This is a genomic window from Xylophilus ampelinus, assembly GCF_003217575.1.
Lineage (GTDB): Bacteria > Pseudomonadota > Gammaproteobacteria > Burkholderiales > Burkholderiaceae_C > Xylophilus > Xylophilus ampelinus.
The window spans coordinates 173,621-194,891 of sequence record NZ_QJTC01000003.1 but is presented as its reverse complement, the minus strand read 5'-3'; the positions used below and the strand labels follow the sequence as shown (position 1 = coordinate 194,891).

Here is a 21,271-nt window from a genome sequence, read left to right as displayed (position 1 = left end):
TTGAGCGCTGGCCGGCCGGCGGATCAAAGCGAGACTTCAGACGTGCCGACACTCCTGGTAACTGCCCTCTGGCGGTGGCTTCTGCCCCCGCCCGTCGGTGTGCTCCGGGCGCCGGTGCCTCCCCCGCGGGCCCGTGCGGCCCGCCCGGCTGCGCAACCCTCTCTGCAGCCGTTCCTCGCCCCCGTCCACGCGCCCCCGCCCCTGCTGCAGCGCTAAGGCGTCCGCAGCCGCGGCTTTCCCGGCAATTCCCTTCGTTTCGAAGCGTCAGTTCAGGCATCGTGGGCCCCATCCGGGCCGGTACGAAGTTTGAATTCAAAGGAACGCATCATGAAGCGGATGCTGATCAACGCCACGCAGGCCGAAGAACGCCGCCTGGCCATCGTCGACGGACAAAAGCTCCTCGACTACGAAATCGAGATCGAGGGGCGCGAACAGCGCAAGGGCAACATCTACAAGGCGGTCGTGACCCGGGTGGAGCCCTCACTGGAAGCCTGCTTCGTCGACTACGGCGAGGACCGCCACGGCTTCCTGCCCTTCAAGGAAATCTCCCGCCAGTACTTCGCCGAAGGCGTGTCCGTCAGCCAGGCCCGCATCAACGACGTGATCCGCGAAGGCCAGGAACTGCTGGTCCAGGTCGAGAAGGAAGAGCGCGGCAACAAGGGCGCGGCGCTGACCACCTTCGTGTCGCTCGCCGGCCGCTACGTGGTGCTGATGCCCAACAACCCGCGCGGCGGCGGCGTGTCGCGCCGCATCGAAGGCGAGGACCGGGCCGAGCTCAAGGAGGCGATGGACCAGCTCGAGTACCCGAAGGGCATGTCGATCATCGCCCGCACCGCCGGCATCGGCCGCTCGGCGCCCGAACTGCAATGGGACCTGAACTACCTGCTCAAGCTCTGGACCGCCATCGACGGCGCGGCCAAGGGCGGCAAGGGCGCCTTCCTGATCTACCAGGAATCGAGCCTCGTCATCCGCGCGATCCGTGACTACTTCAACCACGACATCGGCGACATCCTGATCGACACCGACGACATCTACGAGCAGGCGCACCAGTTCATGGCGCACGTCATGCCCGAGCATGCCGGCCGGGTGAAGCGCTACCGCGACGACGCGCCGCTGTTCTCCCGTTTCCAGATCGAGCACCAGATCGAATCGGCCTACGCCCGCACCGTGACGCTGCCGTCCGGCGGCGCCGTGGTGATCGACCACACCGAGGCGCTGGTGAGCGTCGACGTCAACTCGGCCCGCGCCATCAAGGGCGGCGACATCGAGGAAACCGCCACCCGCACCAACCTGGAAGCCGCCGACGAAGTCGCGCGCCAGATGCGCCTGCGCGACCTCGGCGGCCTGATCGTCATCGACTTCATCGACATGGAAGAGTCGAAGAACCGCCGCGAGGTCGAGAACCGCCTGCGCGACGCGCTGCGCCAGGACCGCGCCCGAGTGCAGTTCGGCACGATCAGCAAGTTCGGCCTGATGGAGATGAGCCGCCAGCGCCTGAAGCCGGCGCTCTCCGAAGGCGCGCACATCAACTGCCCGCGCTGCGGCGGTTCCGGCCACATCCGCGACACCGAAAGCTCCGCCCTGCAGATCCTCCGGATCATCCAGGAGGAGTCGATGAAGGACAACACCTCGGCGGTGCACGTGCAGGTGCCGGTCGAGGTCGCCTCGTTCCTGCTGAACGAAAAGCGCCCGGAGATCGCCAAGATCGAACTCAAGCAGCGCGTCACCGTGCTGATGGTGCCCAACAAGTCGCTCGAGACGCCGCACTACAAGCTCGAGCGCCTGAAGCACGACGACCCGCGCCTCGACGGCATCGAGCCGAGCTACAAGCTGGCCGAAGAGATGGAAGACCCCACCACAGTCACCCGCCGCTCGCAGGAACCCACCAACAAGCAGACGCCGGTGATCAAGGGCGTGCTGCCCGACGCACCCGCGCCGCAGGCCGTGCCCCGCCCCGCAGCGCCCGCGCCGCAGCAGACTCAGGCCCCGCTGCCGCCCCCTCCCCCGCCGGCCGCACCACCACCGCCGCCGCCACCGGTCGAGATGGGCTTTCTGGCTTGGCTCAAGAGCCTCTTCGGTTATGCGACCCCACCGGCACCGGCACCGGCACCGGCACCGGCGCCGGCGCCCGCCCCGGCACCGGCCGCGGGCGACGAACAGCGCCGCAACGGACGCGGCGGCGAAGGCCGCGGTACAGGCCGTGACGGCCGCCGCGACGGCCGGCCGGAAGGCCGCGGCGGTGAAGGCCGTGGTGGCGAGGGCCGCGCCGACGGCCGCGGCGGCCGCCGAGGCGAACGCGGCGACCGGGGTGGCGAGCGCGCAGCCCCTGCCGCCGGTACTGCCGCCGCCAACGGCGCACCGCCGGCCGATCGGGGCGATCGCCCCGAAGGCGGCCGCCCACCACGGGAAGGCCGGGGCCGGGGCGACCGTCCGGAACGTGGCGAACGTGGCGGCGAAGGCCGGGGCCGCGAGTCGCGCGACATGCGCAACGGCGAGCGCTCACCCGGCTCCGTCGATACGGTGACCGAGGTCGCGGCCCTGCCAGGCGACCCGGCACTGCCGGGCGACGAGTCCCGTGCCGAACGTGCACCGCGCCGTCAGCGCAGCGAGCGCAACGACCGGGGCGACCGTCCGGAAGGCGGCCGCCGCGAGCGGGGCGATCGCCGCCCGCGTGGTGAATCCACCGACGGCATCACCGGCGAAGCCGGGACCGCGGGCGGTGCGTCCGAAGCCGCCGGCTTGCCCCGCCACCACGACCGCGTCCTGCCGCCGGGCGAGGCTGCCGCGATGACCGAAGCCGCGGTGCAGCAGGCCTCGGGCGAAGCGGGCGCGCCGGCCGCCGAGAGCGACGAGCGCCGCGAGCGCCGTTCGCGCGACCGCTACGGCCGCGACCGCCGCGAACGCAGTGGCGAGCGCGGTGCCGCCGGAGAGCGAGGCGAGCGCGCCGACAGGCCCGACCGTGCACCGCTGGAAGCGGCCGCCCACGAAGAAGCGCCGCAGGGCGGCATCTTCGATGCCTTCCGCAACCCGACGCCGATCGCCTCAGAAGACACGGCCGATGTCGCGGCCCTGAGCACCGGCGCCGCATCGCCCGCCGACGTGCCACAGGCAGCGGCGGAGCGCCGTCCGCAGAGCGACGACCAGCGTCGCGCCCCCCGTGCGCCGCGCAACCGTCCGCCGGTGGAAGGTGGCGCGGGCGACGCCCCTGCGGCACTGCGTGCGGACGTACTGCCGACGGAGAGCGCCGTGGCGCCTGCAGTACGCGCAGCGCAGGCCTTCGTGTCTGCGGCCGAGCCGCTCGCAGCGCCGGTGGCCCCACCGGTGCCGCGCCCCGTGCCGGCACCTGCACCGGTCGCAGCCGCACCGGTACCGGTCGCTGCACCCGCCCCGGTGGCACCTGCACCGGTGGTAGCCGTGCCAGCGCAAGCGCAGGCAACTGCGGCCGTCGCGGCACCTGCACCGAAAACCGCTCCGGCGCCTTTCGTGCTGCCAGTGAACGACCTGGCCCGTTTGGCCGAGGGCAGCGGCCTGCAGTGGGTCGGCTCCGACGCAGCCAAGATCGCCGCCGCCCAGGCCGCGATGGCGGCCGAGCCGCCGGCGGTGCGCGTGCCGCGCGAGCGTCCGCCGGTCGTGGTGGCGCAGGACACTGCCCTGGTGCTGGTCGAAACCAAGCGCGATCTGCGCGACGTCAAGCTCGCGTTCGAGGACGCCGAGCCGGTCGAGCCCGTCGCGCCGCAGCCGGGCACCGTGCCGCCTGCGGGTTGATCCGAACGCCGCGTGACTGCGCGCGAACCACGGGCGCCGAGCCCCGCCGAGCGCCTTCGGTTGCCCGGCCTTTTCGATGGCGGGCTGGATGTGCGGGAAGCCGGGTGCGCCGACAATGCCCCCGCATGCATGCCCGCCCGGGTGTGCGTTCCCGGCGCCTGTCCGCTCCCGCACTTGCAAGATACCGCTCCATGCTGCTCCTGCTCTCCCCCGCCAAGTCGCTCGACTACGACACGCCGGTGCCGCCCGACCTTCCGGCCACCGAGCCGGTCTTCGGCACCCGGTCGAAGGCCCTGATCGCGCTGCTGCGCACCCGCTCGCCGCAGCAGATCGCCGAACTGATGTCGCTGTCGGACACGCTCTCGGCGCTCAACGTGACGCGCTACCAGGCGTGGTCGCCGCGCGCCACGCCGGCCAACTCGCGCCAAGCGGTCTGGGCGTTCGACGGCGACGTGTACGGTGGGCTCGACGCCCGCAACCTGTCGGCCGACGAGCTGGCCTGGGCGCAGGACCATCTGGCGATCCTGAGCGGCCTCTACGGCGTGCTGCGTCCGCTCGACCGGCTTCAGCCCTACCGCCTGGAGATGGGCACCCGGCTGCAGAATCCGGCCGGTGCCGACCTGTACCGCTTCTGGGGCTCGCAGATCGCCGACTACCTCAACACCCGGCTGCAGGCCGACCGCACGCCGGTACTGGTCAACCTGGCCTCGCAGGAATATTTCCGCGCGGTCGACACGCGGGTGCTCAAGGCCCGGGTGATCGACTGCGCATTCGAAGACTGGAAAAATGGGCAGTACAAGATCGTCAGCTTCCACGCCAAGCGCGCACGCGGCCTGATGGCCCGCCACGTGGTGAAGACCCGGGCCGCGACGCCGCGCCAGCTGGAGGGCTTCGATGCCGAAGGCTACCGGTTCGACGCCGGCGCCTCGCAGCCCGACCGGCTGGTGTTCCGCCGCCGGGCCGAATAGACAACCTCCGTTTCCGAAAGGACCACCGCCATGCCGCGCGACAACGCCACCGCCCTCGCTTCCCAACAACACGCCACGCCCGAGCTGCGCGCCTGGATCATCGCGCAGGCCCAGGCGGGCTATGCGGCGCCGGTGATCGTGCGGTCGATGGTCGATTCCGGTTGGAAGGAAGAGGTGGCCGTCCACGCCATGGAGACCACGCTGCGCGACCACCTGGAAGACGAGGCCGAGCGCCGCGGCCAGCCCCCCGGCGTGCCGGTGCCCGACGCCGCGCTGCACGATTCGCCGCTCTACCTCGATGTCGGCGACCGCAAGGTGCACGTACTGCAAGCGATGGCCGATCCGCGTATCGTCGTCTTCGGCAACCTGCTGTCGGACGAGGAATGCGCCGCGCTGATCGCGTACGCCGAGCCGAGGATGAAGCGCTCCCTCACCGTGGCAACAAAAACCGGCGGCGAGGAGCTCAACGCCGACCGCACCAGCGACGGCATGTTCTTCAGCCGAGGCGAGACCGAGGTGGTGCAGCGGCTCGAGGCGCGCATCGCCCGGCTGGTCAACTGGCCGTTGGAGAACGGCGAGGGCCTGCAGGTGCTGCACTACCGGCCGGGCGCCGAATACAAGCCGCACTACGACTACTTCGACCCGGACGAGCCCGGCACGCCGGGCATCGTCGCCCGGGGCGGGCAGCGGGTGGCGACGCTGGTGATCTACCTCAACGAACCCGAGCGCGGCGGCGGCACCACTTTTCCCGACATCGGACTGGAAGTGGCGCCCAAGCGCGGCAACGCGGTTTTCTTCAGCTACCGACGGCCGCATCCCTCGACCCACACGCTGCACGGCGGCGCGCCGGTGCTCGCGGGCGAGAAGTGGATCGCCACCAAATGGTTGCGCGAGCGCGAATTCGTCTGATTTTCCAGAAAATAGTAGCCGCAGCCGTTGCCGGACATCGACTTCCAGCTATGAATTCGATAGCATGAATATCCCGGAACACTCCCCGCTCGGTCAATCCTCGGCCTATGCCGACCAGTACGATCCCTCGCTGCTGTTCCCGATATCGCGCGCGGGCAAACGCGCCGAAATCGGCGTCGACGGCGCGCCGCCCTTCTTCGGCGCCGATCTCTGGACCGCCTTCGAGCTGAGCTGGCTCAACCTGCGCGGCAAACCCCAGGTGGCGCTGGCGCATGTCACCGTGCCCTGCGAGACGCACAACATCGTCGAGAGCAAGTCGTTCAAGCTCTACCTCAACAGCTTCAACAACACCCGCCTGGCCGATGCCGAGGCGGTGCGCACCCGGCTGCGTGCCGACATCGGCGAGGCGGTCTGGCGCGGGGCCGGGCACCAGTCCTCGGTCGGGGTGAAACTGCTGCTGCCCGACGCCTTCGACCGGGAGCCGGTCCACGAGCTGGACGGCCTGAGCCTCGACCGGCTGGACGTGGAATGCGCCCGCTACACCCCTGCGCCCGAACTGCTCACCGTGGCGGCGGACGAGCCCGAGGTGAGCGAGGTGCTGGTGAGCAATCTGCTCAAGAGCAACTGCCTTGTCACCGGCCAGCCCGATTGGGGCAGCGTGCAGATCCGCTACAGCGGCGCGCCGATCGACCAGGCGGGGCTGCTCCAGTATCTGGTGAGCTTTCGCAACCACAACGAATTCCACGAGCAGTGCGTCGAGCGCATCTTCATGGACATCTGGACCCGCTGTCGCCCGCACCGGCTCTCCGTCTACGCGCGCTACACCCGCCGAGGCGGCCTCGACATCAATCCGCTGCGCACCAGCCATCCGCAGGCGCTGCCGGCCAACGTCCGGACGGCACGCCAGTGAGCTAAAGACGCCGCATCGGAAATTCGACACACGGCGCATAGTTTTGTTACACTTAGGCCACGCCGTGCCCGCATCGGAAGCCCCGCTGGTAAAATGGGCGGCCATGCGTTGTCCCGTTTGCCAACCCTGTCGAGCGCTTTTGTGACTCCATCCGATAGCGTCGCCGCTGCGGCAGATCCGGTGGCCGCCCTGCGGGCCGCCACCCACGGCATCCACCAGCAGCTCGACAGCGCCCTGCCCCTTGCGGCACCCGATGCCTCGTTGCCCGACTACGTGCGGCATCTCCAGGCCGTCACCTGGTGGCTGGGCGCTCTGGCACCGGTCTGGACCACCGTCGGCGTGCCCGCCGAATGGCCCGGCCTGCAGGGTCGGCGGCTGGCCAGGGCCGAGGCCGACCTGCAAGACGCCCACGCCCCCGCCCTCGCCCCTACCTTCCATGACACCGCCGCCGCCCACGCCCTGCGCGCGGGCGCGGCCGCCGAGCCCTTGGCCTATGCCTGGGGCCTGGCCTATGTCGTGGAAGGCTCCCAGCTCGGCGGTGCGATGCTGCACCGCCGGTTGCAGGCGCGCCTGGCACCGCATCCGCTGCGCTACCTGCAGGGCGACGCCGCGGTCGGTGCCCGCTGGAGGACCTTCATGGCCGAGCTGCGCGCCGCGGTGCGCACGCCGGCCGAGACGGCGGCCGCGGTGCGCGGCGCGGTCGCGGGCTTCGACGCCCTGGTCGGCCGCTTCGAGCGAATGGAGGTTCTGGCATGAGCCAGGCCACCGCCCGCCCACCGGTCACGCTCGACAATTGCGACCGGGAGCCGATCCACATCCCCGGCCAGATCCAGCCGCACGGCGCGATGCTCGCCTTCGACATGGAACGTCGGCTGGTGCACGCCAGCGCCAATGCCGCCGCCCTGCTCGGCCCGATCCTGCCGGCGCTCGGCACCGCGCTGCTGCCCCATCACTTCGCCGCCGACGCCGAGACCCACACGGCCTTCGACGACGGATTCGCGGCGCTGGCCAACGGCGAATCGCTGCCTTTGGCGGTCCCGACGACGATCGGGGAACGCAGTTTCGACCTGATCCTGCACAGCTCCAAGGGGCTGTTGCTGGCCGAGTACGAACTGCGCCAGCAGTCGGACGACATGCTCGACGGCTTCGCGTCGAAGGCCCACCGGGCGATGGACCGGCTCAAGCGCCAGCGCTCGCTCGACAGCCTGCTGGCGACGGCAACGCACGAGATCCGCCAGCTGACCGGCTTCGACCGCGTCATGGCCTACCGCTTCCGCCCCGACGGCAGTGGCGAGGTGGTCGCAGAGAACTGCGATGCATCGCTCGACCCCTTCCTCGGCCGTCGCTATCCGGCCAGCGACATCCCGGCGCAGGCGCGGCGCCTCTACGTCGAGAACACGCTGCGCCTGATCGCCGACATCGGCGCGGCGCCGGTCGACGTGCTGGCGACTACGGAGTCGGCCGACACCCCGCTGGACATGAGCCACGCGGTGCTGCGGGCGGTCTCGCCGATCCATATCGAGTATCTGACCAACATGGGCGTGGGCGCGTCGATGAGCGTCTCGATCGTCGTGCACGGCGAGCTGTGGGGCATGATCGCCTGCCACCACATGGCGCCGCGCCAGATGCCCTATTCGGTACGTATGGCCTGCGACGTGGTGGCGCAGATCCTGGCCGCCAACGTGCAGACCGTCACCGCCCGCGACCATGCGGCCCGCATGGCATCGGCCGCCACGATCCGCGCCAGCGTGATGGAAAGCGCGTTGCACGCCGACGATCCCACCGCGGCCTTCGTCGCGCTGGGCCAGCCGCTGATGGACATCTTCGGCGCCCACGCGCTGATCGTCGCCGACGGCAGCAAGCTGTCGGTCGAGGGCGACATGCCGGTCGAGGCGGCCCGCGCGCTGGTCCGCTGGCTCAACGACACGGATACCGACGCGTCGGGCCACATGGTCAACCTGAGCGCGCTGGCGCAGTTCCCGCCGCAGTTGCAGTCGGAACTGGGCTACTGGTGCGGCGTGCTGGGGCTGCGATTCGACGCCGCGTCGCATAGCTGGCTGGTGCTGGTGCGCAAGGAGCAGATCGAAACCATCCTGTGGGGCGGCAAGCCCGAGAAGGAATACACCGTCGGCCCGCTGGGCTCGCGCCTCACGCCGCGCGGCTCTTTCGCCATATGGCGCGAGACGGTGCGCGGCCGGGCGGTCGAATGGGACGCCACGACGCTCGAGATCGGCCGCCAGCTGCTCGACGAGCTGATGCGCGCCAATGCGGCCCGGGTGGCCGAGCTCCACCGCGCCCGCAACCAGCTGCTGGCGATCCTGGGCCACGACCTGCGCGACCCGCTGCATTCGATCAGCATGGCCGCCCGGGTGCTCGAGAAGGGCAGCAGCGACCACCAGGGCCGGCTGGGCCAGCGCATCCAGTCGTCCAGCAGCCGCATGCAGCGGCTGGTGAGCCAGGTGCTCGACATATCGCGGCTCCAGGGCGGCCTGGGCCTGGGCCTCAATATCGTGCCGACCGATCTGGCGGCGCTGGTCAACGATCTGCTCGACGAATCGCTGCTGGCGCATCCGGGCAGCCTGTTCACGCGCGAGCTGCCCGAGCGGCTGATCGCGCACGTGGACCCCGACCGCACCGCGCAGGTGGTCACGAACCTGGTGAGCAACGCGCGCCACCACGGAGGTTCCGGCGAGCCGATCGTGCTGCGCCTCAGTCGGGAAGGAGACGCGGTCCATCTGGCCGTCAGCAACGTCGGATCGCCGATTCCGCCCGAGCTGGAGACGGTGCTGTTCAATCCGTTCAAGCGCCAGTCGCTCGGCAACGAGCGCAACAAAAGCGGCCTGGGCTTGGGGCTCTACATCGCGAACGAAATCGTTACCGCCCACCACGGCAGCATCGGCTATTCTTTTGAAAAACCCCACGTGGTGTTCACGGTACGCCTGCCCCTGCAGCCGCCCGACGTGTCTCCTGTTGGATAGGCAAGGCGCCGCGTGCGACCCTGTCGCCCGCATCCTGCTGCGCCCGATCTCGTAGAAAGTGCTCCGTGGAACTCAATATCCTCATCGTCGACGACAACCGCGAAGCGGCCGAGCTGTTCCAGGAACTGCTCGACATGCAGGGCTACGACGTGCGCTGCGCCTACAACGCCCAGCAGGCCCTGGCGATGGCCGCCGAGGCGCCGGCCCATGTCTACCTGCTCGACCTGACCCTGCCCGACATGCACGGCACCGAGTTGGGGCGCAAGCTGCAGCAGATGGCCGGAGCCGAAACACCGCTGCTGATCGCCGTGACCGGCCTCTCGGCCGACGGCGGCAATGCCGACGACATGGCGATCTTCGCGCATTTCATGCAAAAGCCGGTCGACTTCGAGAAGCTCGAACGCATCCTGGCAGACGTGGCGCACAACCGATGAGCCCCGACGACAGGGGCGCGCTGGCCCCGGCCGATGCCTGGCATGCCGCGGGCGTGCGCCACGAGTTGCTGATGCGGGTGCTGCCCGCCATCCGCCACGACATGGCGGGGCCCCTTTCGGTGGTGCGCATGGGCAATACCGTGTTGCGCCGCTACCTGGGCGCCGAACCCTTCGACATGGCGCAGAGCCTCAAACGGCTCGGCCAGACCGAGGAACAGCTGCAGTTGACCGTGGTCGGCATCCGGTCGCTGAGCCGCTGGGACACCGAGGCGACGGACGGCCAGCGGGCGCCCGCCGACATCGCCCAGGCGATGGAGATGGCACGGCCGATGCTCGATCTCTACGACATGCAGCTGTCGGAGAGCGCGGCGGCCCCAGCGGACTGGCCCGAGGTCATCCCCGGCCGCGTGCTGTATGCGGTGCTGGGCACCCTGTGCTACCTGCAGGACAGCGCTACCGCACCGATGGCGATCCGTGCGGTGGCTGCCGATGGCGGATTGCACTTCCACCGCACCCCGACGGGCGCCGCTTTCGACCTGTCGATGCGACCGTCGGCCCGGCGGCTGCAGGTCGATGCCGCAGCGCTTCAGATGCTGTGCGCCGACCTGCGCTGGCCGCTCGACGTGACCGCCGACCGCGTGATCCTGCGCGCCCCGACGGCCTGAACCGGCCCCCGCGCCTCGTGCGCAGGGCCTCTCGCGCACGGGCGCGGCGTCAGGCGGCTTTCTCGACCGCGGCACGCGCCCGAAACGGCCGCTTGCGGTGTTCCTGCAGAAACGCCAGCAGGCGGTGCTCGGCCGCATACAGCTTGCGCTGGCGCTGCGACTTCCCGGCGATCCGATCCCAGATGCCGGAGATGCCGGTGCCCACGTCCGACCCCAGCGTGCCGCCGAGTGCCAGCACAGCAGGGTGGACATAGGACTTTTTGCACACCGCCGGCGTATTGCCCAGTTGCCTGGCCACCTCGGCCAGCACGTGCTTGGCACTGTACGCGGCTGCACCTTCCTGCCCGCAGGCGAGCCGGGTCAGCTCCAGCGCCTGGACCGTGCCGTGCCAGGTACGGAAATCCTTGGCGGTGAAGTGCAGGCCGTCGTCGCCGGGGACGATCTCGCGCAGGTAGTCGTTGACGTCGCTGGAGCCGACCGCGTGCGGCATGCCGTTCTCGTCCTCGTACTGGAACAGCTCCTGACCGGGCAGCTGCTGGCAGCGCCGCACCACGCGGGCGACGCGCGGGTCGTCGAGCTGGACCTCCTACAGCACCCCGCTCTTGCCGCGGAACCGCAGCTTCAGCACGCTGCCGCGCACGCCGGCATGCGGCATCCGTAAGGTGGTCAGGCCGTAGGAGCCGTTGGTGCTGGCGTACTCCTCGTTGCCGACCCGCATGTAGGTGGTGTCGAGCAGCCGCACCAGCGTCGCCAGCACCACGGTGCGTCCCAGCGGTTCGCCCGTGGGCGGCACCAGGTCGCGGGCGACGCGGGCCCGGATGCGCGGCAACGCCGAACCGAAGGCCTCCAGCCGCTCGAACTTGCTTTCGTCGCGCTGCAGCCGCCAGTCGGCGTGGTAGCGGTACTGCTTGCGGCCGCGAGCGTCCAGCCCGGTGGCCTGCAGATGGCCGTTGACCAGGGGGCAGATCCAGACCTGGGTGTAGGCCGGCGGAATCGCGAGCTGGTCGATGCGCGCGATCTCGTCCGGGTCCCGCAGCCACTCGCCATCGTGGCGGCGGTAGCGAAACGCCTTGCCGCGCCTGAACCGGCTCAGGCCGGGCATCTCTGGAGTGACGTAGACCAGACCTCCCGGAAGACGCGCCGGCCGCGGCATGCGAGCCGGGGCGGTGCGGGACGAGATGCGGAAAGGGGCGGCGGATACGGCGATGATATCGGGCATGGCGCAGTGAAAAAGGAGCGGTGCGGGCACCGAAAGCCCTGCACTACACCCCAGCACACCGCGCGACGGTGTAGGAATGCGGCGGCAGGCGCGGTGCGCGCGCCGCGCGTCAGGGCTCCGCTCGAACTCGGCCCGCGCGATGCCTTGCCCCGGTCCCGGGCCGCGGTGCCATGGTCCTGGCGACCACCGGCCTCAGGACCGCTCAGAACAACTGGGGATGATCTGCTTCTTTTTTAATAGCAACAAGCCGTCGTGTATAGCCGGCTACGGGCATATTCGATGTCTCGTCCTGCACGTGCGCCGCATTTGGCCGCGACAGCGTCCCCACCCGCACGCCCAGCAAGCGCAGCCGCCGCAGCAGCGGCACCCGCTTCAAGCACTGGCCGGCGGCCTGGCGGATCGCCGCGGCGTCGTCGGTCGGCACCGCGATCGTCTGGTCGCGGGTAGCGATGCGGAAGTCGTCGTAGCGCAGCTTGATGCCGATGGTCTTGCCGACATAGCCCTTCCTTTGCAGGTCGGCCGCCACCTTCTCGCAAAGCGCGGTGAAGATCGCGCCCAGCTCGGCCCGGTCGCGCACCGGGTGCAGGTCGCGCTCGAAGGTGGTCTCGCGGCTCATCGAGACCGGCTCGCTCTCGGTCACCACCGGCCGGTCGTCGCGGCCCCAGGCCACGGCATGCATCCAGGCGCCGGTCGATCTGCCGAAGTTCGCCATCAGCCAGTCGGTCGGCTGGCGCGCCAGCTCGCCGATGGTGCGGATGCCGAAGCGCTCCAGCTTGCCGTCGGCCTTCGGTCCGATGCCGTTGATCTTGCGGGCCGGTAGCGGCCAGATGCGGGTCTCCAGATCGTCGGGGCCGACGACCGAGATGCCGTTGGGTTTGTCGAACTCGCTCGCCATCTTGGCCAGCAGCTTGTTGGGCGCCACGCCCACCGAGCAGGTCAGGCCGGTCGCCGCCAGGATGCTCTTCTGGATCAGCCGGGCGAGCGCCCGGCCGCCGTCGCGCTGGCCGCCGGGCACGTCGGTGAAGTCGATATACACCTCGTCGATGCCGCGGTCCTCCATCACCGGCGCGATCTCCAGGATGGTGGTCTTGAAGGTGCGTGAGAAGTGCCGCACACGGTCGAAATCCACCGGCAGCAGGATCGCCTGCGGGCACAGCTTGGCCGCCTTCATCAGCCCCATCGCCGAGCCGACGCCGAACTGCCGCGCCGCATAGGTGGCGGTGGTGGCCACGCCCCGGCCGGCATAGCCGCCGAGCCGCGCAAACGCATCGACCGGGATCGCGGCCAGGTCGCCGTCGGGCGCATGGGCCAGCAATGCATCGTCGTCGCGCCGCCGGCCGCCGCCGATCACCACCGGCAGGCCCTTTAGCTGCGGATAGCGCAGCAGTTCGACCGACGCGAAGAAGGCGTCCATGTCGAGGTGGGCGATGCGGCGCGGAAGCGGATTCACCCGGCCGAGCATAGCGACGCCGGCGGTCCGCCGCAGGCGTCGGGTCTTGCGCGCCTCCTACAGCCGGGTGCAGATCGCCACCAGGCCTACCCCCACAAGGCCCAGGCCGAGCGTCTCGGCACGGGTCAGGCTCTCGCGGAACACCCGGCGCGACACCAGGTAGCTGAACAGCACCTCGACCAGGCCCAGGGTGCGCACTTCGGCCGCCGGGCGCATCGCGTAGGCGGTGAACCAGGCGAGCGACGCCATCGCGCCCATCGACCCGGCCAACGCCGACAGCCGCCATGAGCGCAACACCCCGCCGAGCGCCGCAGGCTGCCGCACCGCCAGCCAGCCGCCCAGCAGCAGGCTCTGCAGCAGCTGCGCCCAGAGCACGCCCCAGGCGCCGGCCGTCCACGGCGCGATGCCGTCGCCCAGCGACAGCGACGCCCCGCGGAACCCGACGCTGGCGAGCGCGAAGCAGGCGCCCGAAACTAACCCGTACCACAGCGACCGACCCTGCCGGAACGGCCCGTTCCCCTTGCCGCGCAGCGGGCCCGGTGGCAGCGACAGCAGCAGCACGCCTGCCGTGGCGGCGAACATCGCCAACATCGTCACCGCGCCGGGCAGCTCGTGCAGCAACACGCTGGAGAACAGCGCGACCTGCAGCACCTCGGTCTTGGAATAGGCCACCGCCAGGATGAAGTTACGCTCCTTCATGCCCAGCAGCAGCAGGGCGGTGGCTACCACCTGGGCAACGGCACCCAGCGCGATCCAGCACGCATAGCCCCATCCGAAGCGCGGCGCCAGGCCGTCGCCCCAGAGGCACAGCGCTGCGACCGCCGCACCCGCCACCGGCAGGCCGTAGAGAAAGCGCACCAGCGTGGCGGCCAGCGTGCCGATTTCGGCTGTCAGCGTGCGCTGCGCCGCGTTACGCACGGTCTGTGACAGCGCGGCCCAAAGTACGATGGGAATCCACGCCCAGGCGGCGGTGGCGATGAGGGACATGCGAAGGGCGCGGCCCGGGGGGAGCCGTCGGGAAATCGGAGGCGAAGCGTAACCCGCGCGGGCGGTTCAGCAGCCCGTCTGTCTAGCGCGGTCAGATGTGCGGGGTAGTGGGGGCGGCCGCCACCAGCCCGGCCGCCAGTGCCGGAACATCGCGTTCGCGGCGCACGGCCGCCAGCACCGATCCCGCTTCGGGCGTGACCGCGGCCACCGCGATCGCCTTCCTCGGGCACAGGCCGAGGCACGAGGTCTGCACGATGCGCAGCTTCGACCGGCCGCCCCCCAGCGCCTGGCGCAGTTCGAACCGCAGGGTCTTCGTGGTCAGCTTGCGCGGCCCCTTGTCGCGCTTTTCGCACTTTGCGCAGACCAGTACCGCACCGGCGTAGCGGGTGGGCAGGAAGATATCGGCGTCTGCGGCACCGCCCCACGCGTCGAGCACCTCGGAACGCGGCGTGGTCACCGCGCTCCCCGACGGGTCGGGCGAGAAGCCGTCAACCACGGCGGTCGCTAGGTTCGTTGCGATCCGAAAGTTGCTCGGACGGCGGGCCGAGCCGGCCGCTGTCGCCGCCGGGCGCGTGCGTGGTGCCACCCTTGCCGGCACCGTTGCCGCGGCCGGAATAGATTTCGTCGTCTTCCAGGTCGATCGCCTGGCGGTCGCCGGCCGAGCCGCCATCGACGATGCCGCCCGGGAGCTGGCCCTCGTCGTGCGGGCCTACCGCGTCGGGCTTGGCCGCTGCGGTGGCGTCGGAAACGGGGGATGCGGCGCGGTCGTCGTCGCCGCCGCCGGATGCTTGTGCCATGGGTGCTCCTGTAGAAGTTGCGCCCTTGCGGGCAAGTACGTCTACTCTCGTCGGGGCCTCCGTTGCCGCCTGTCGGCGCAGGGCGGCCACCGGCGTAGGAGCCGGCACGCGGCCCCGCCGGCTCAGAAAGTGCCGGGCAGCAGGATACTGCTGTCGACCGTGTCGATCCGCGTGCGGCCGCAGAAGGCCATGGTGATGTCGAGTTCCTTGTGGATGATCTGCAGCGCGCGGGTCACGCCGGCCTCGCCGTAGGCACCCAGGCCGTAGAGGAAGCTGCGGCCGATCAGCGTGCCGCGGGCGCCCAGCGCGCGGGCCTTCAGCACGTCCTGGCCGCTGCGGATGCCGCCGTCCATCCACACCTCGATCTCCGAGCCCACCGCCTGCGCGATCGCCGGCAGCTCCGCGATAGACGACGGCGCGCCGTCGAGCTGGCGGCCGCCGTGGTTGCTGACGATCAGCGCGTCGGCGCCGCTGTCGACCGCCAGGCGCGCGTCCTCCGCGTCCATGATGCCCTTGAGGACCAGCTTGCCGCCCCAGCGCTTCTTGATCCACTCGACGTCGCCCCAGTTGAGCTGCGGATCGAACTGCTGCGCCGTCCACGACGACAGCGACGACAGGTCGTCCACGCCCTTGGCATGGCCCGCGATGTTGCCGAAGGTGCGGCGTTTGGTGCCCAGCATGCCCCAGCACCAGTGCGGCTTGGCGGCCAGGTTCAGCAGGTTCTTCAGCGTGGGCTTGGGCGGCGCGGTGAGGCCGTTCTTGATGTCCTTGTGGCGCTGGCCCAGGATCTGCAGGTCGAGCGTCAACTGCAGCGCGGTGACATTGGCGGCCTTGGCCCGGTCGATCAGCCGCTCGATGAAATCGCGGTCGCGCATCATGTAGAGTTGGAACCAGAACGGGTGCCGCCCGGTGGCCTCGGCCACGTCCTCCAGCGAGCAGATGCTCATGGTCGAGAGGGTGAACGCAATGCCGAAGGCCTTGGCCGCGCGGGCGCCCAGGATCTCGCCGTCGGCATGCTGCATGCCGGTGAGGCCGGTGGGCGCGATCGCCACCGGCATCGCGACCTCCTGCCCGACCATGGTGGTGCGGGTGCTGCGGTTCTCCATGTTCACCGCCACCCGCTGGCGCAGCAAAATCTTCTGGAAATCGCTTTCGTTGGCGCGGTAGGTGCGCTCGGTCCAGGCGCCCGAATCGGCGTAGTCGTAGAACATCTTCGGCACCCGGCGCCGGGCGACGCGGCGCAAGTCCTCGATGCAGGTGATGCGGGAGAGATCGGGCACGCGGGCTCCTTCGGGGTCGGGCGCCATCGTAGGACGGCACGGCGGCGGGCGCGCCGAATTTTCTTGTCCGGCGCGGGACATTGTTTCCTGCGGGCCGGTCGCCCGCACCGGCTCAAGTGCCGACCGGCTCGCCCGGCTGCTGCATCTCGAGTGACGCGTCGAATACGGTGAAGCGGCTGCGGCCGGCGCGCTTGGCCGCGTACATCGCGATGTCGGCATGGCGCGCCAGTTCCTCGAAACTGCGACCGTGGTGCGGGTACAGCGCAACGCCGACGCTGGTGCCCACCTGAAGCCGCCGGTCCTCGATCACGAAGGGCTCGGCGCAGAGCCGCACCAGCTCGCCGGCCAGCACGTTGCCGCCGTTCGGGTCGTGCCCGAGCGAGGCCAGCACCACGAATTCGTCGCCGCCCTGGCGGCTGAGGGTATCGGTCTGGCGCAGCGCACGCGAGATGCGCTCGGCGAACGCCACCAGCAGCTCGTCGCCCGCGCGGTGGCCCATCGAGTCGTTGATGTTTTTGAAGTGGTCCAGGTCCATATACATCACGGCCAGGCCGGTGCCTTCGCGCACCGCCTGCGCGATCGCCTGGGTGGCGCGGTCGACCAGCAGCACCCGGTTGGGCAGGCCGGTCAGGGCGTCGTGCTGGGCGAGGTGGGCCATGCGCAGCGCCATCGCGCGGGCCTGGGTCACGTCGCGCAGCACCATCACCGCGCCGACGACCGCGCCGTGCGCGTCCTTGATCGGCGCGGCGCTGTCCTCGACGTCGAAGCGCACCCTGTGCCGGTTGAGCAGGGTCCCGCTGGCGCTGGCGACGACCGCCTGGCCGTTTTGCAGCGCGTTGCGGATCGGGCTGCGGTCGGGCCCGTCGAAGGCGCCTTCGCGCAGCGGCACCACGTACTCGACTGGCATGCCCATCGCGTCAGCCGAGGTCCAGCTGGTGATCCGCTCGGCCACCGGGTTGAGGTAGGTGATGCGGCCCTGCGCATCGGTGCTGACCACCGCATCGCCGATCGAGGCGAGCGTCACGCGGAAGCGTTCCTTCTCCTCCAGCAGACGGTCTTCCGCCAGCTTGCGCTCGGTGATGTCGGTGGCCTGCACGAACACGCCGCGCACCTCGCCGCTGCCCTCGGCCCGGTCGGGCACGAAGCTCACCATCACATGGCGCTGCAGGCCATCGCCGTCGATCAGCGGCGTCTCGAAGGCACGCGCCTCGCCCTGCAGCGCGCGGTGCAGGTGGTGGGCATTGGCACCGGCGAGCCGCAGGCCTTCGGCCTCCGCCGGCAAAGCGGTGTCGCCAGGCCGTACCGGCGGCGGCTCGGGCGTTTCGGCGAAGCTCTCCAGGTAGCTGTTGTTGGCGAACCGAATCCGGAGCTTACGGTCCCAGTACGCGACCATCGCGGGCAGACCGTGCAGGATGGTGCGCATGTCCTGCTCGGCGTCGTGCAGCAGCTCGGTGGTGCGTTGCCGCGCATCGAGTTCACGCACGAACAGGCGTCCCAAACCCAGGCAGGCCAGCATCATCACGAGCGTGAGGCCGCCCATCAGCCAGGAACGGCGGACCCAGTCCGCATAAACCACCGAAGCGGCCTGCGCGACGACGATAGTCAAGGGATAGCCATCGAAATTTTTGAGGTTGTAGAGGCGGTTCTGGCCGTCGATCGCCGACGTTTCCGAGAAAAAATCTTCCCCGGTGGCGCGGAAATGGCTCATGACCGGCGACTTGCTCAGGTCGTGCCCGACCAGCGACTTTTCGTACGGGAAACGCGAGATGATGGTGTCATCGGCGCGGGTAAGCGTGATGCGGCCGTCGGCGCCCAGGTTGATCTGGTTGAACAGGTCGCTGAGGTACTCGGTGCCGATGGTCGCGGCGACCACGCCCTGGAACACGCCGTCCTTGTCCTTGAGCCGGCGCGACACCACCACCGAGGGCTGCCCGTCGAACCGCGACACGATCGGCTCGCTGATGTAGAGCCCTATGTCGGGGTTGTTTTTGTGCACCTGAAAATAGCTGCGGTAGGCCAGGCTGTTGGGATTATTGGGCCTCAGGTTGACGCTGGAAATCCGGACGATGCCCTCCGCATCGACCACGTATACCTGGGACACGCCGGTCGTGGTGATTGCCTTGTCGAACAGCACCCGGTTGCGCACGCCGGGCGCCAGCGCCATGGTGGACGAATCGTTCAGCTCTTCGACCAGGCCGAGCAGCGAACGGTCGTAGAAATCCAGCGTGCGCCGGATGTTCTCCTCGATCGTGTTGGAGAGGTTGCGGCCGTTGCGCTGCGCCAGTGCGGTCGATTCGTGCCGGCTGTAGAGCGTTTCCGCCACGAACAGCGTTCCTATGCCTAGCGTCAGGGCAACGGCCAAATGGGGCAATGCCCGTCGAAAAGGGGTAAGCGACATGAGGCAGGCGATCAGAGCACTGCGAGGGTGCGATGGCAGATTCTAGGGCGAGGGGCCGCGCGCGGCGTCCCGTGTGTCATGGCGCCGCTACCGTACGCCCGTCCCGCGCATCCCGATACGTGCCTCTTCCTGCAGCGCTGCTCGGTGCCGGCCAGGAACCACTCGGTGCGCGGCGGCTTCAGCGCGTCGCGCGAAGCGCACCGCCCACGTCACCGCATCAGTGGCCGTCGCCGGCCACTTGGGTCTTGCGGCCCGACAGGCCGAGCTTGCCGAGCAGTTGCACGTCGGCCTCGACATCCGGGTTGCCGGTCACCAGCAGCTTGTCGCCGTAGAAGATCGAATTGGCGCCGGCCAGGAAGCACAGCGCCTGCACCGCGTCGCCCATCTGCTGACGGCCGGCCGAGAGCCGCACCCGCGCCGTCGGCATGGTGATACGGGCCACCGCGATCACCCGCACGAAGTCGAACGGATCGAGCGGCGCCGCGTCGGCCAGTGGCGTGCCGGGCACCCGCACCAGGCTGTTGATCGGCACCGACTCGGGGTACGGCTCCAGGTTGGCCAGCTGCGCGATCAGCCCGGCCCGGTGCACCGGCGATTCGCCCATGCCCACGATGCCGCCGCAGCAGACGCTGATGCCCGCCGCGCGCACCGCGGCCAGGGTGTCGAGCCGGTCCTGGTAGGTGCGCGAATCGACGATCTCGCCGTAGTACTCGGGCGCGGTGTCGAGGTTGTGGTTGTAGTAGTCGAGGCCCGCATCGCGCAGGGCGACCGCCTGCTGCGGCTCCAGCATGCCGAGGGTGGCGCAGGTCTGCAGGCCCAGGCCCTTGACCGCCTCCACCAGCACCGCCATTTTCTCGATGTCGCGGTCCTTCGGCGCGCGCCAGGCGGCGCCCATGCAGAAGCGGGTGGCGCCGGCGTCGCGCGCCGCCGTGGCGGCCCGCAGCACCTCGTCCACCTCCATCAGCTTCTGCGCCTTCACGCCGGTGTCGAACTCGGCCGACTGCGGGCAGTAGCCGCAATTCTCGGGGCAGCCGCCGGTCTTGACCGACAGCAGCGTGGCCAGCTCGATGTCGCCCGCCGGCCAGTGCTGGCGGTGCACCGTCTGCGCCAGGAACAGCAGGTCCATCAGCGGCTTCTCGAACAGCGCCTGCACCTCGGCCACCGACCAGCGGGCGGGCGCCGCCGGTGGCCTGGCGGCGGGGCGGTGCAGGGTGACGGGATGGATGGGGGCGAGGGGCGATGAAAGCTCGGTCATGGATTCTGGGAGGAAAGTTGGGGAATGCACTCAAAACTGCGTGTCGACACCAGGCCAGCAACGACAGGGCCGCAGAGGATGCCTTTGCGGGCGAGGATACGCGCAACATGGCGCAGATCAGCCGCCCAATTCAGCTGCCTGCATCGATCGACGACACCGGTTGCCTATCAGCACCGCCTGGTCCGATGCCGACAGCAGAGATCTCCGCCCGAAGCGGGAAAATGAACGGTGCGGTCGACCGCCGCATAGCCTGCTCGGGCGATGCCGCGCCCAGGGCCGGCAACCCCGCGAAGCCTGCCGCCGAGCATATCGCGCAAGCCGCCCTCGAGCACGACTTCGTGCCTCGTGGACTTTCGGGTCGCCAAGATGCGCGGCCGAATGTTCTGAGAGCGTATTCAAAGTCTCCCCCGGAGGTATGAGACGCTTGGGGGATGAGAGAGAGCTACCCGAGCGACATGAGCCGGGCGCAATTCGAGATCATCAAGCCGCTGTTGGAGAGCGCGCGCAAGAAGACCAGTCCGCGGCGGGTAGATCTCTACGAGGTGTTCTGCGCGCTGCTCTATCTGCTGCGCAGCGGTTAGCCAGTGGCGCATGCTGCCCGAGGATTTCCCGAAGTGGCGCACGGTGCATTCGTACTGGACCATCTGGAGCGAGCCGCGCGAAGGGGGCGGCCTGCTGGAGCAGGCTTTAAAAAAAATCGGGTTGGCGCGGCCCGCGCGAGACAGGGGCGCAACGCCTGCAGCAGCTATTTGATCATCGACGCGCAGAGCGTGAAGAACGCGGACACGGCGGGCTCGAAAGGTTATGACGCTGGCAAGCAAGTCTCGGGCATCAAGCGCCATATCGCGGTGGATACGCAGGGCCTGCCGCATGCGGTGGCCGTGACGACCGCGGAGGTGACAAATCGCAAGGGAGCGCTGCCGGTCGAGCCTTGGGCAAGTCAAAAGCGTGCTGTTCGACAGCGGCTACGTGGGAGCGCTCTTCGCACACGGTGTGCGCGAGACATTGGGTGCGCAGGTGAGCGTGCAGATTGCCAAAAGGAGCGACCTTCAAGCTCATGCCCCAGCGTTGGGTGGTCGAGCGCAGCTTCGCCTGGCTGGAAAAAACCGGCGGTTGTGGAAAAACTGCGAGCGCTGGCTCAACACCAGTTTGCAGTTCATCCACTTGGCATTCCTGGCCTTGCCGCTCAGGAGACTTTGAACACGCTCTTACAGGCGTCGCGGAGGGACAGGGACGACAATTGCGCCACTCTCTTC

15 protein-coding genes and 2 pseudogenes are annotated in these 21,271 nt (G+C 69.6%); 9 read left to right on the top strand and 8 right to left on the bottom strand.

The genetic code is table 11. From position 1 onward, the window contains the following. Window positions 1–327: 327 nt before the first annotated feature. The 8 genes from DFQ15_RS03765 (at window position 328) to DFQ15_RS03730 (ending at window position 10,629) form a co-directional block, all read left to right on the top strand. Window positions 328–3,765, top strand: a complete 3,438-nt coding sequence (locus tag DFQ15_RS03765; protein WP_110464683.1) for an Rne/Rng family ribonuclease — start codon at window positions 328–330, stop codon at window positions 3,763–3,765. A 191-nt stretch (window positions 3,766–3,956) separates the two neighbouring features. Next, a complete protein-coding gene (gene yaaA / locus DFQ15_RS03760; RefSeq protein ID WP_110464682.1) occupies window positions 3,957–4,733 on the top strand; it encodes a peroxide stress protein YaaA in 777 nt (258 codons plus the stop codon). A gap of 30 nt (window positions 4,734–4,763) precedes the next feature. After that, a complete protein-coding gene (locus tag DFQ15_RS03755) occupies window positions 4,764–5,642 on the top strand; it encodes a 2OG-Fe(II) oxygenase (RefSeq protein WP_110464681.1) in 879 nt (292 codons plus the stop codon). A 64-nt stretch (window positions 5,643–5,706) separates the two neighbouring features. Further along, the gene (gene queF, locus DFQ15_RS03750; protein ID WP_110464680.1) at window positions 5,707–6,552 is read left to right on the top strand and encodes an NADPH-dependent 7-cyano-7-deazaguanine reductase QueF; all 846 of its coding nucleotides are present in this window, start codon (window positions 5,707–5,709) and stop codon (window positions 6,550–6,552) included. A gap of 141 nt (window positions 6,553–6,693) precedes the next feature. Next, window positions 6,694–7,308, top strand: coding sequence for a biliverdin-producing heme oxygenase (locus DFQ15_RS03745; protein ID WP_110464679.1), 615 nt, complete (start codon window positions 6,694–6,696; stop codon window positions 7,306–7,308). Then, window positions 7,305–9,530, top strand: coding sequence for an ATP-binding protein (locus DFQ15_RS03740; protein WP_110464678.1), 2,226 nt, complete (start codon window positions 7,305–7,307; stop codon window positions 9,528–9,530). The genes DFQ15_RS03745 and DFQ15_RS03740 overlap by 4 nt, the downstream gene beginning before the upstream one ends. A gap of 65 nt (window positions 9,531–9,595) precedes the next feature. Next, window positions 9,596–9,964 carry a response regulator gene (locus DFQ15_RS03735; protein WP_110464677.1) on the top strand — a complete coding sequence of 123 codons (369 nt, stop codon included), beginning with the start codon at window positions 9,596–9,598 and terminating at the stop codon, window positions 9,962–9,964. Beyond that, window positions 9,961–10,629, top strand: coding sequence for a hypothetical protein (locus DFQ15_RS03730; RefSeq protein ID WP_110464676.1), 669 nt, complete (start codon window positions 9,961–9,963; stop codon window positions 10,627–10,629). Before DFQ15_RS03735 ends, DFQ15_RS03730 begins: the two co-directional genes overlap by 4 nt. Window positions 10,630–10,678: 49 nt before the next feature. On the opposite strand, the pseudogene DFQ15_RS03725 reads toward DFQ15_RS03730, so the two are convergent. From DFQ15_RS03725 to bioB, 8 genes and pseudogenes are all read right to left on the bottom strand, one after another. Next, window positions 10,679–11,782: pseudogene (locus tag DFQ15_RS03725) on the bottom strand (DNA topoisomerase IB). A 268-nt stretch (window positions 11,783–12,050) separates the two neighbouring features. After that, on the bottom strand, window positions 12,051–13,262 hold the full coding sequence (locus DFQ15_RS03720) for a DNA polymerase Y family protein (protein WP_233504264.1): 1,212 nt from the start codon (window positions 13,260–13,262) through the stop codon (window positions 12,051–12,053). A gap of 93 nt (window positions 13,263–13,355) precedes the next feature. After that, a complete protein-coding gene (locus DFQ15_RS03715) occupies window positions 13,356–14,285 on the bottom strand; it encodes an EamA/RhaT family transporter (RefSeq protein WP_110464674.1) in 930 nt (309 codons plus the stop codon). Between the two features lie 91 nt (window positions 14,286–14,376). Continuing rightward, window positions 14,377–14,781 carry a hypothetical protein gene (locus DFQ15_RS03710; RefSeq protein WP_146228638.1) on the bottom strand — a complete coding sequence of 135 codons (405 nt, stop codon included), beginning with the start codon at window positions 14,779–14,781 and terminating at the stop codon, window positions 14,377–14,379. Then, window positions 14,774–15,082: a hypothetical protein gene (locus DFQ15_RS03705; RefSeq protein ID WP_110464672.1), complete on the bottom strand. Its 309-nt coding sequence runs from the start codon at window positions 15,080–15,082 to the stop codon at window positions 14,774–14,776. Before DFQ15_RS03705 ends, DFQ15_RS03710 begins: the two co-directional genes overlap by 8 nt. A gap of 122 nt (window positions 15,083–15,204) precedes the next feature. Continuing rightward, window positions 15,205–16,362, bottom strand: a complete 1,158-nt coding sequence (locus tag DFQ15_RS03700) for an alpha-hydroxy acid oxidase (protein WP_110464757.1) — start codon at window positions 16,360–16,362, stop codon at window positions 15,205–15,207. Between the two features lie 112 nt (window positions 16,363–16,474). Further along, window positions 16,475–18,685 carry a bifunctional diguanylate cyclase/phosphodiesterase gene (locus DFQ15_RS03695; RefSeq protein ID WP_158528999.1) on the bottom strand — a complete coding sequence of 737 codons (2,211 nt, stop codon included), beginning with the start codon at window positions 18,683–18,685 and terminating at the stop codon, window positions 16,475–16,477. Window positions 18,686–18,977: 292 nt separating this feature from the next. After that, on the bottom strand, window positions 18,978–20,015 hold the full coding sequence (gene bioB / locus DFQ15_RS03690) for a biotin synthase BioB (RefSeq protein ID WP_110464670.1): 1,038 nt from the start codon (window positions 20,013–20,015) through the stop codon (window positions 18,978–18,980). 431 nt (window positions 20,016–20,446) lie between these two features. On the opposite strand from bioB, the pseudogene DFQ15_RS03685 reads away from it, so the two are divergent. Then, window positions 20,447–21,215: pseudogene (locus DFQ15_RS03685) on the top strand (IS5 family transposase). Window positions 21,216–21,271 lie beyond the last annotated feature (56 nt).

Excerpts from the sequence above, each read along its gene's own strand:
- DFQ15_RS03765 (WP_110464683.1), top strand. The coding sequence starts at position 328 with ATGAAGCGGATGCTGATCAACGCCACGCAGGCCGAAGAACGCCGCCTG.
- yaaA (WP_110464682.1), top strand. The coding sequence starts at position 3,957 with ATGCTGCTCCTGCTCTCCCCCGCCAAGTCGCTCGACTACGACACGCCG.
- DFQ15_RS03755 (WP_110464681.1), top strand. The coding sequence starts at position 4,764 with ATGCCGCGCGACAACGCCACCGCCCTCGCTTCCCAACAACACGCCACG.
- queF (WP_110464680.1), top strand. The coding sequence starts at position 5,707 with ATGAATATCCCGGAACACTCCCCGCTCGGTCAATCCTCGGCCTATGCC.
- DFQ15_RS03740 (WP_110464678.1), top strand. The coding sequence starts at position 7,305 with ATGAGCCAGGCCACCGCCCGCCCACCGGTCACGCTCGACAATTGCGAC.
- DFQ15_RS03730 (WP_110464676.1), top strand. The coding sequence starts at position 9,961 with ATGAGCCCCGACGACAGGGGCGCGCTGGCCCCGGCCGATGCCTGGCAT.
- DFQ15_RS03720 (WP_233504264.1), bottom strand. The coding sequence starts at position 13,262 with ATGGACGCCTTCTTCGCGTCGGTCGAACTGCTGCGCTATCCGCAGCTA.
- DFQ15_RS03715 (WP_110464674.1), bottom strand. The coding sequence starts at position 14,285 with ATGTCCCTCATCGCCACCGCCGCCTGGGCGTGGATTCCCATCGTACTT.
- DFQ15_RS03705 (WP_110464672.1), bottom strand. The coding sequence starts at position 15,082 with ATGGCACAAGCATCCGGCGGCGGCGACGACGACCGCGCCGCATCCCCC.
- bioB (WP_110464670.1), bottom strand. The coding sequence starts at position 20,015 with ATGACCGAGCTTTCATCGCCCCTCGCCCCCATCCATCCCGTCACCCTG.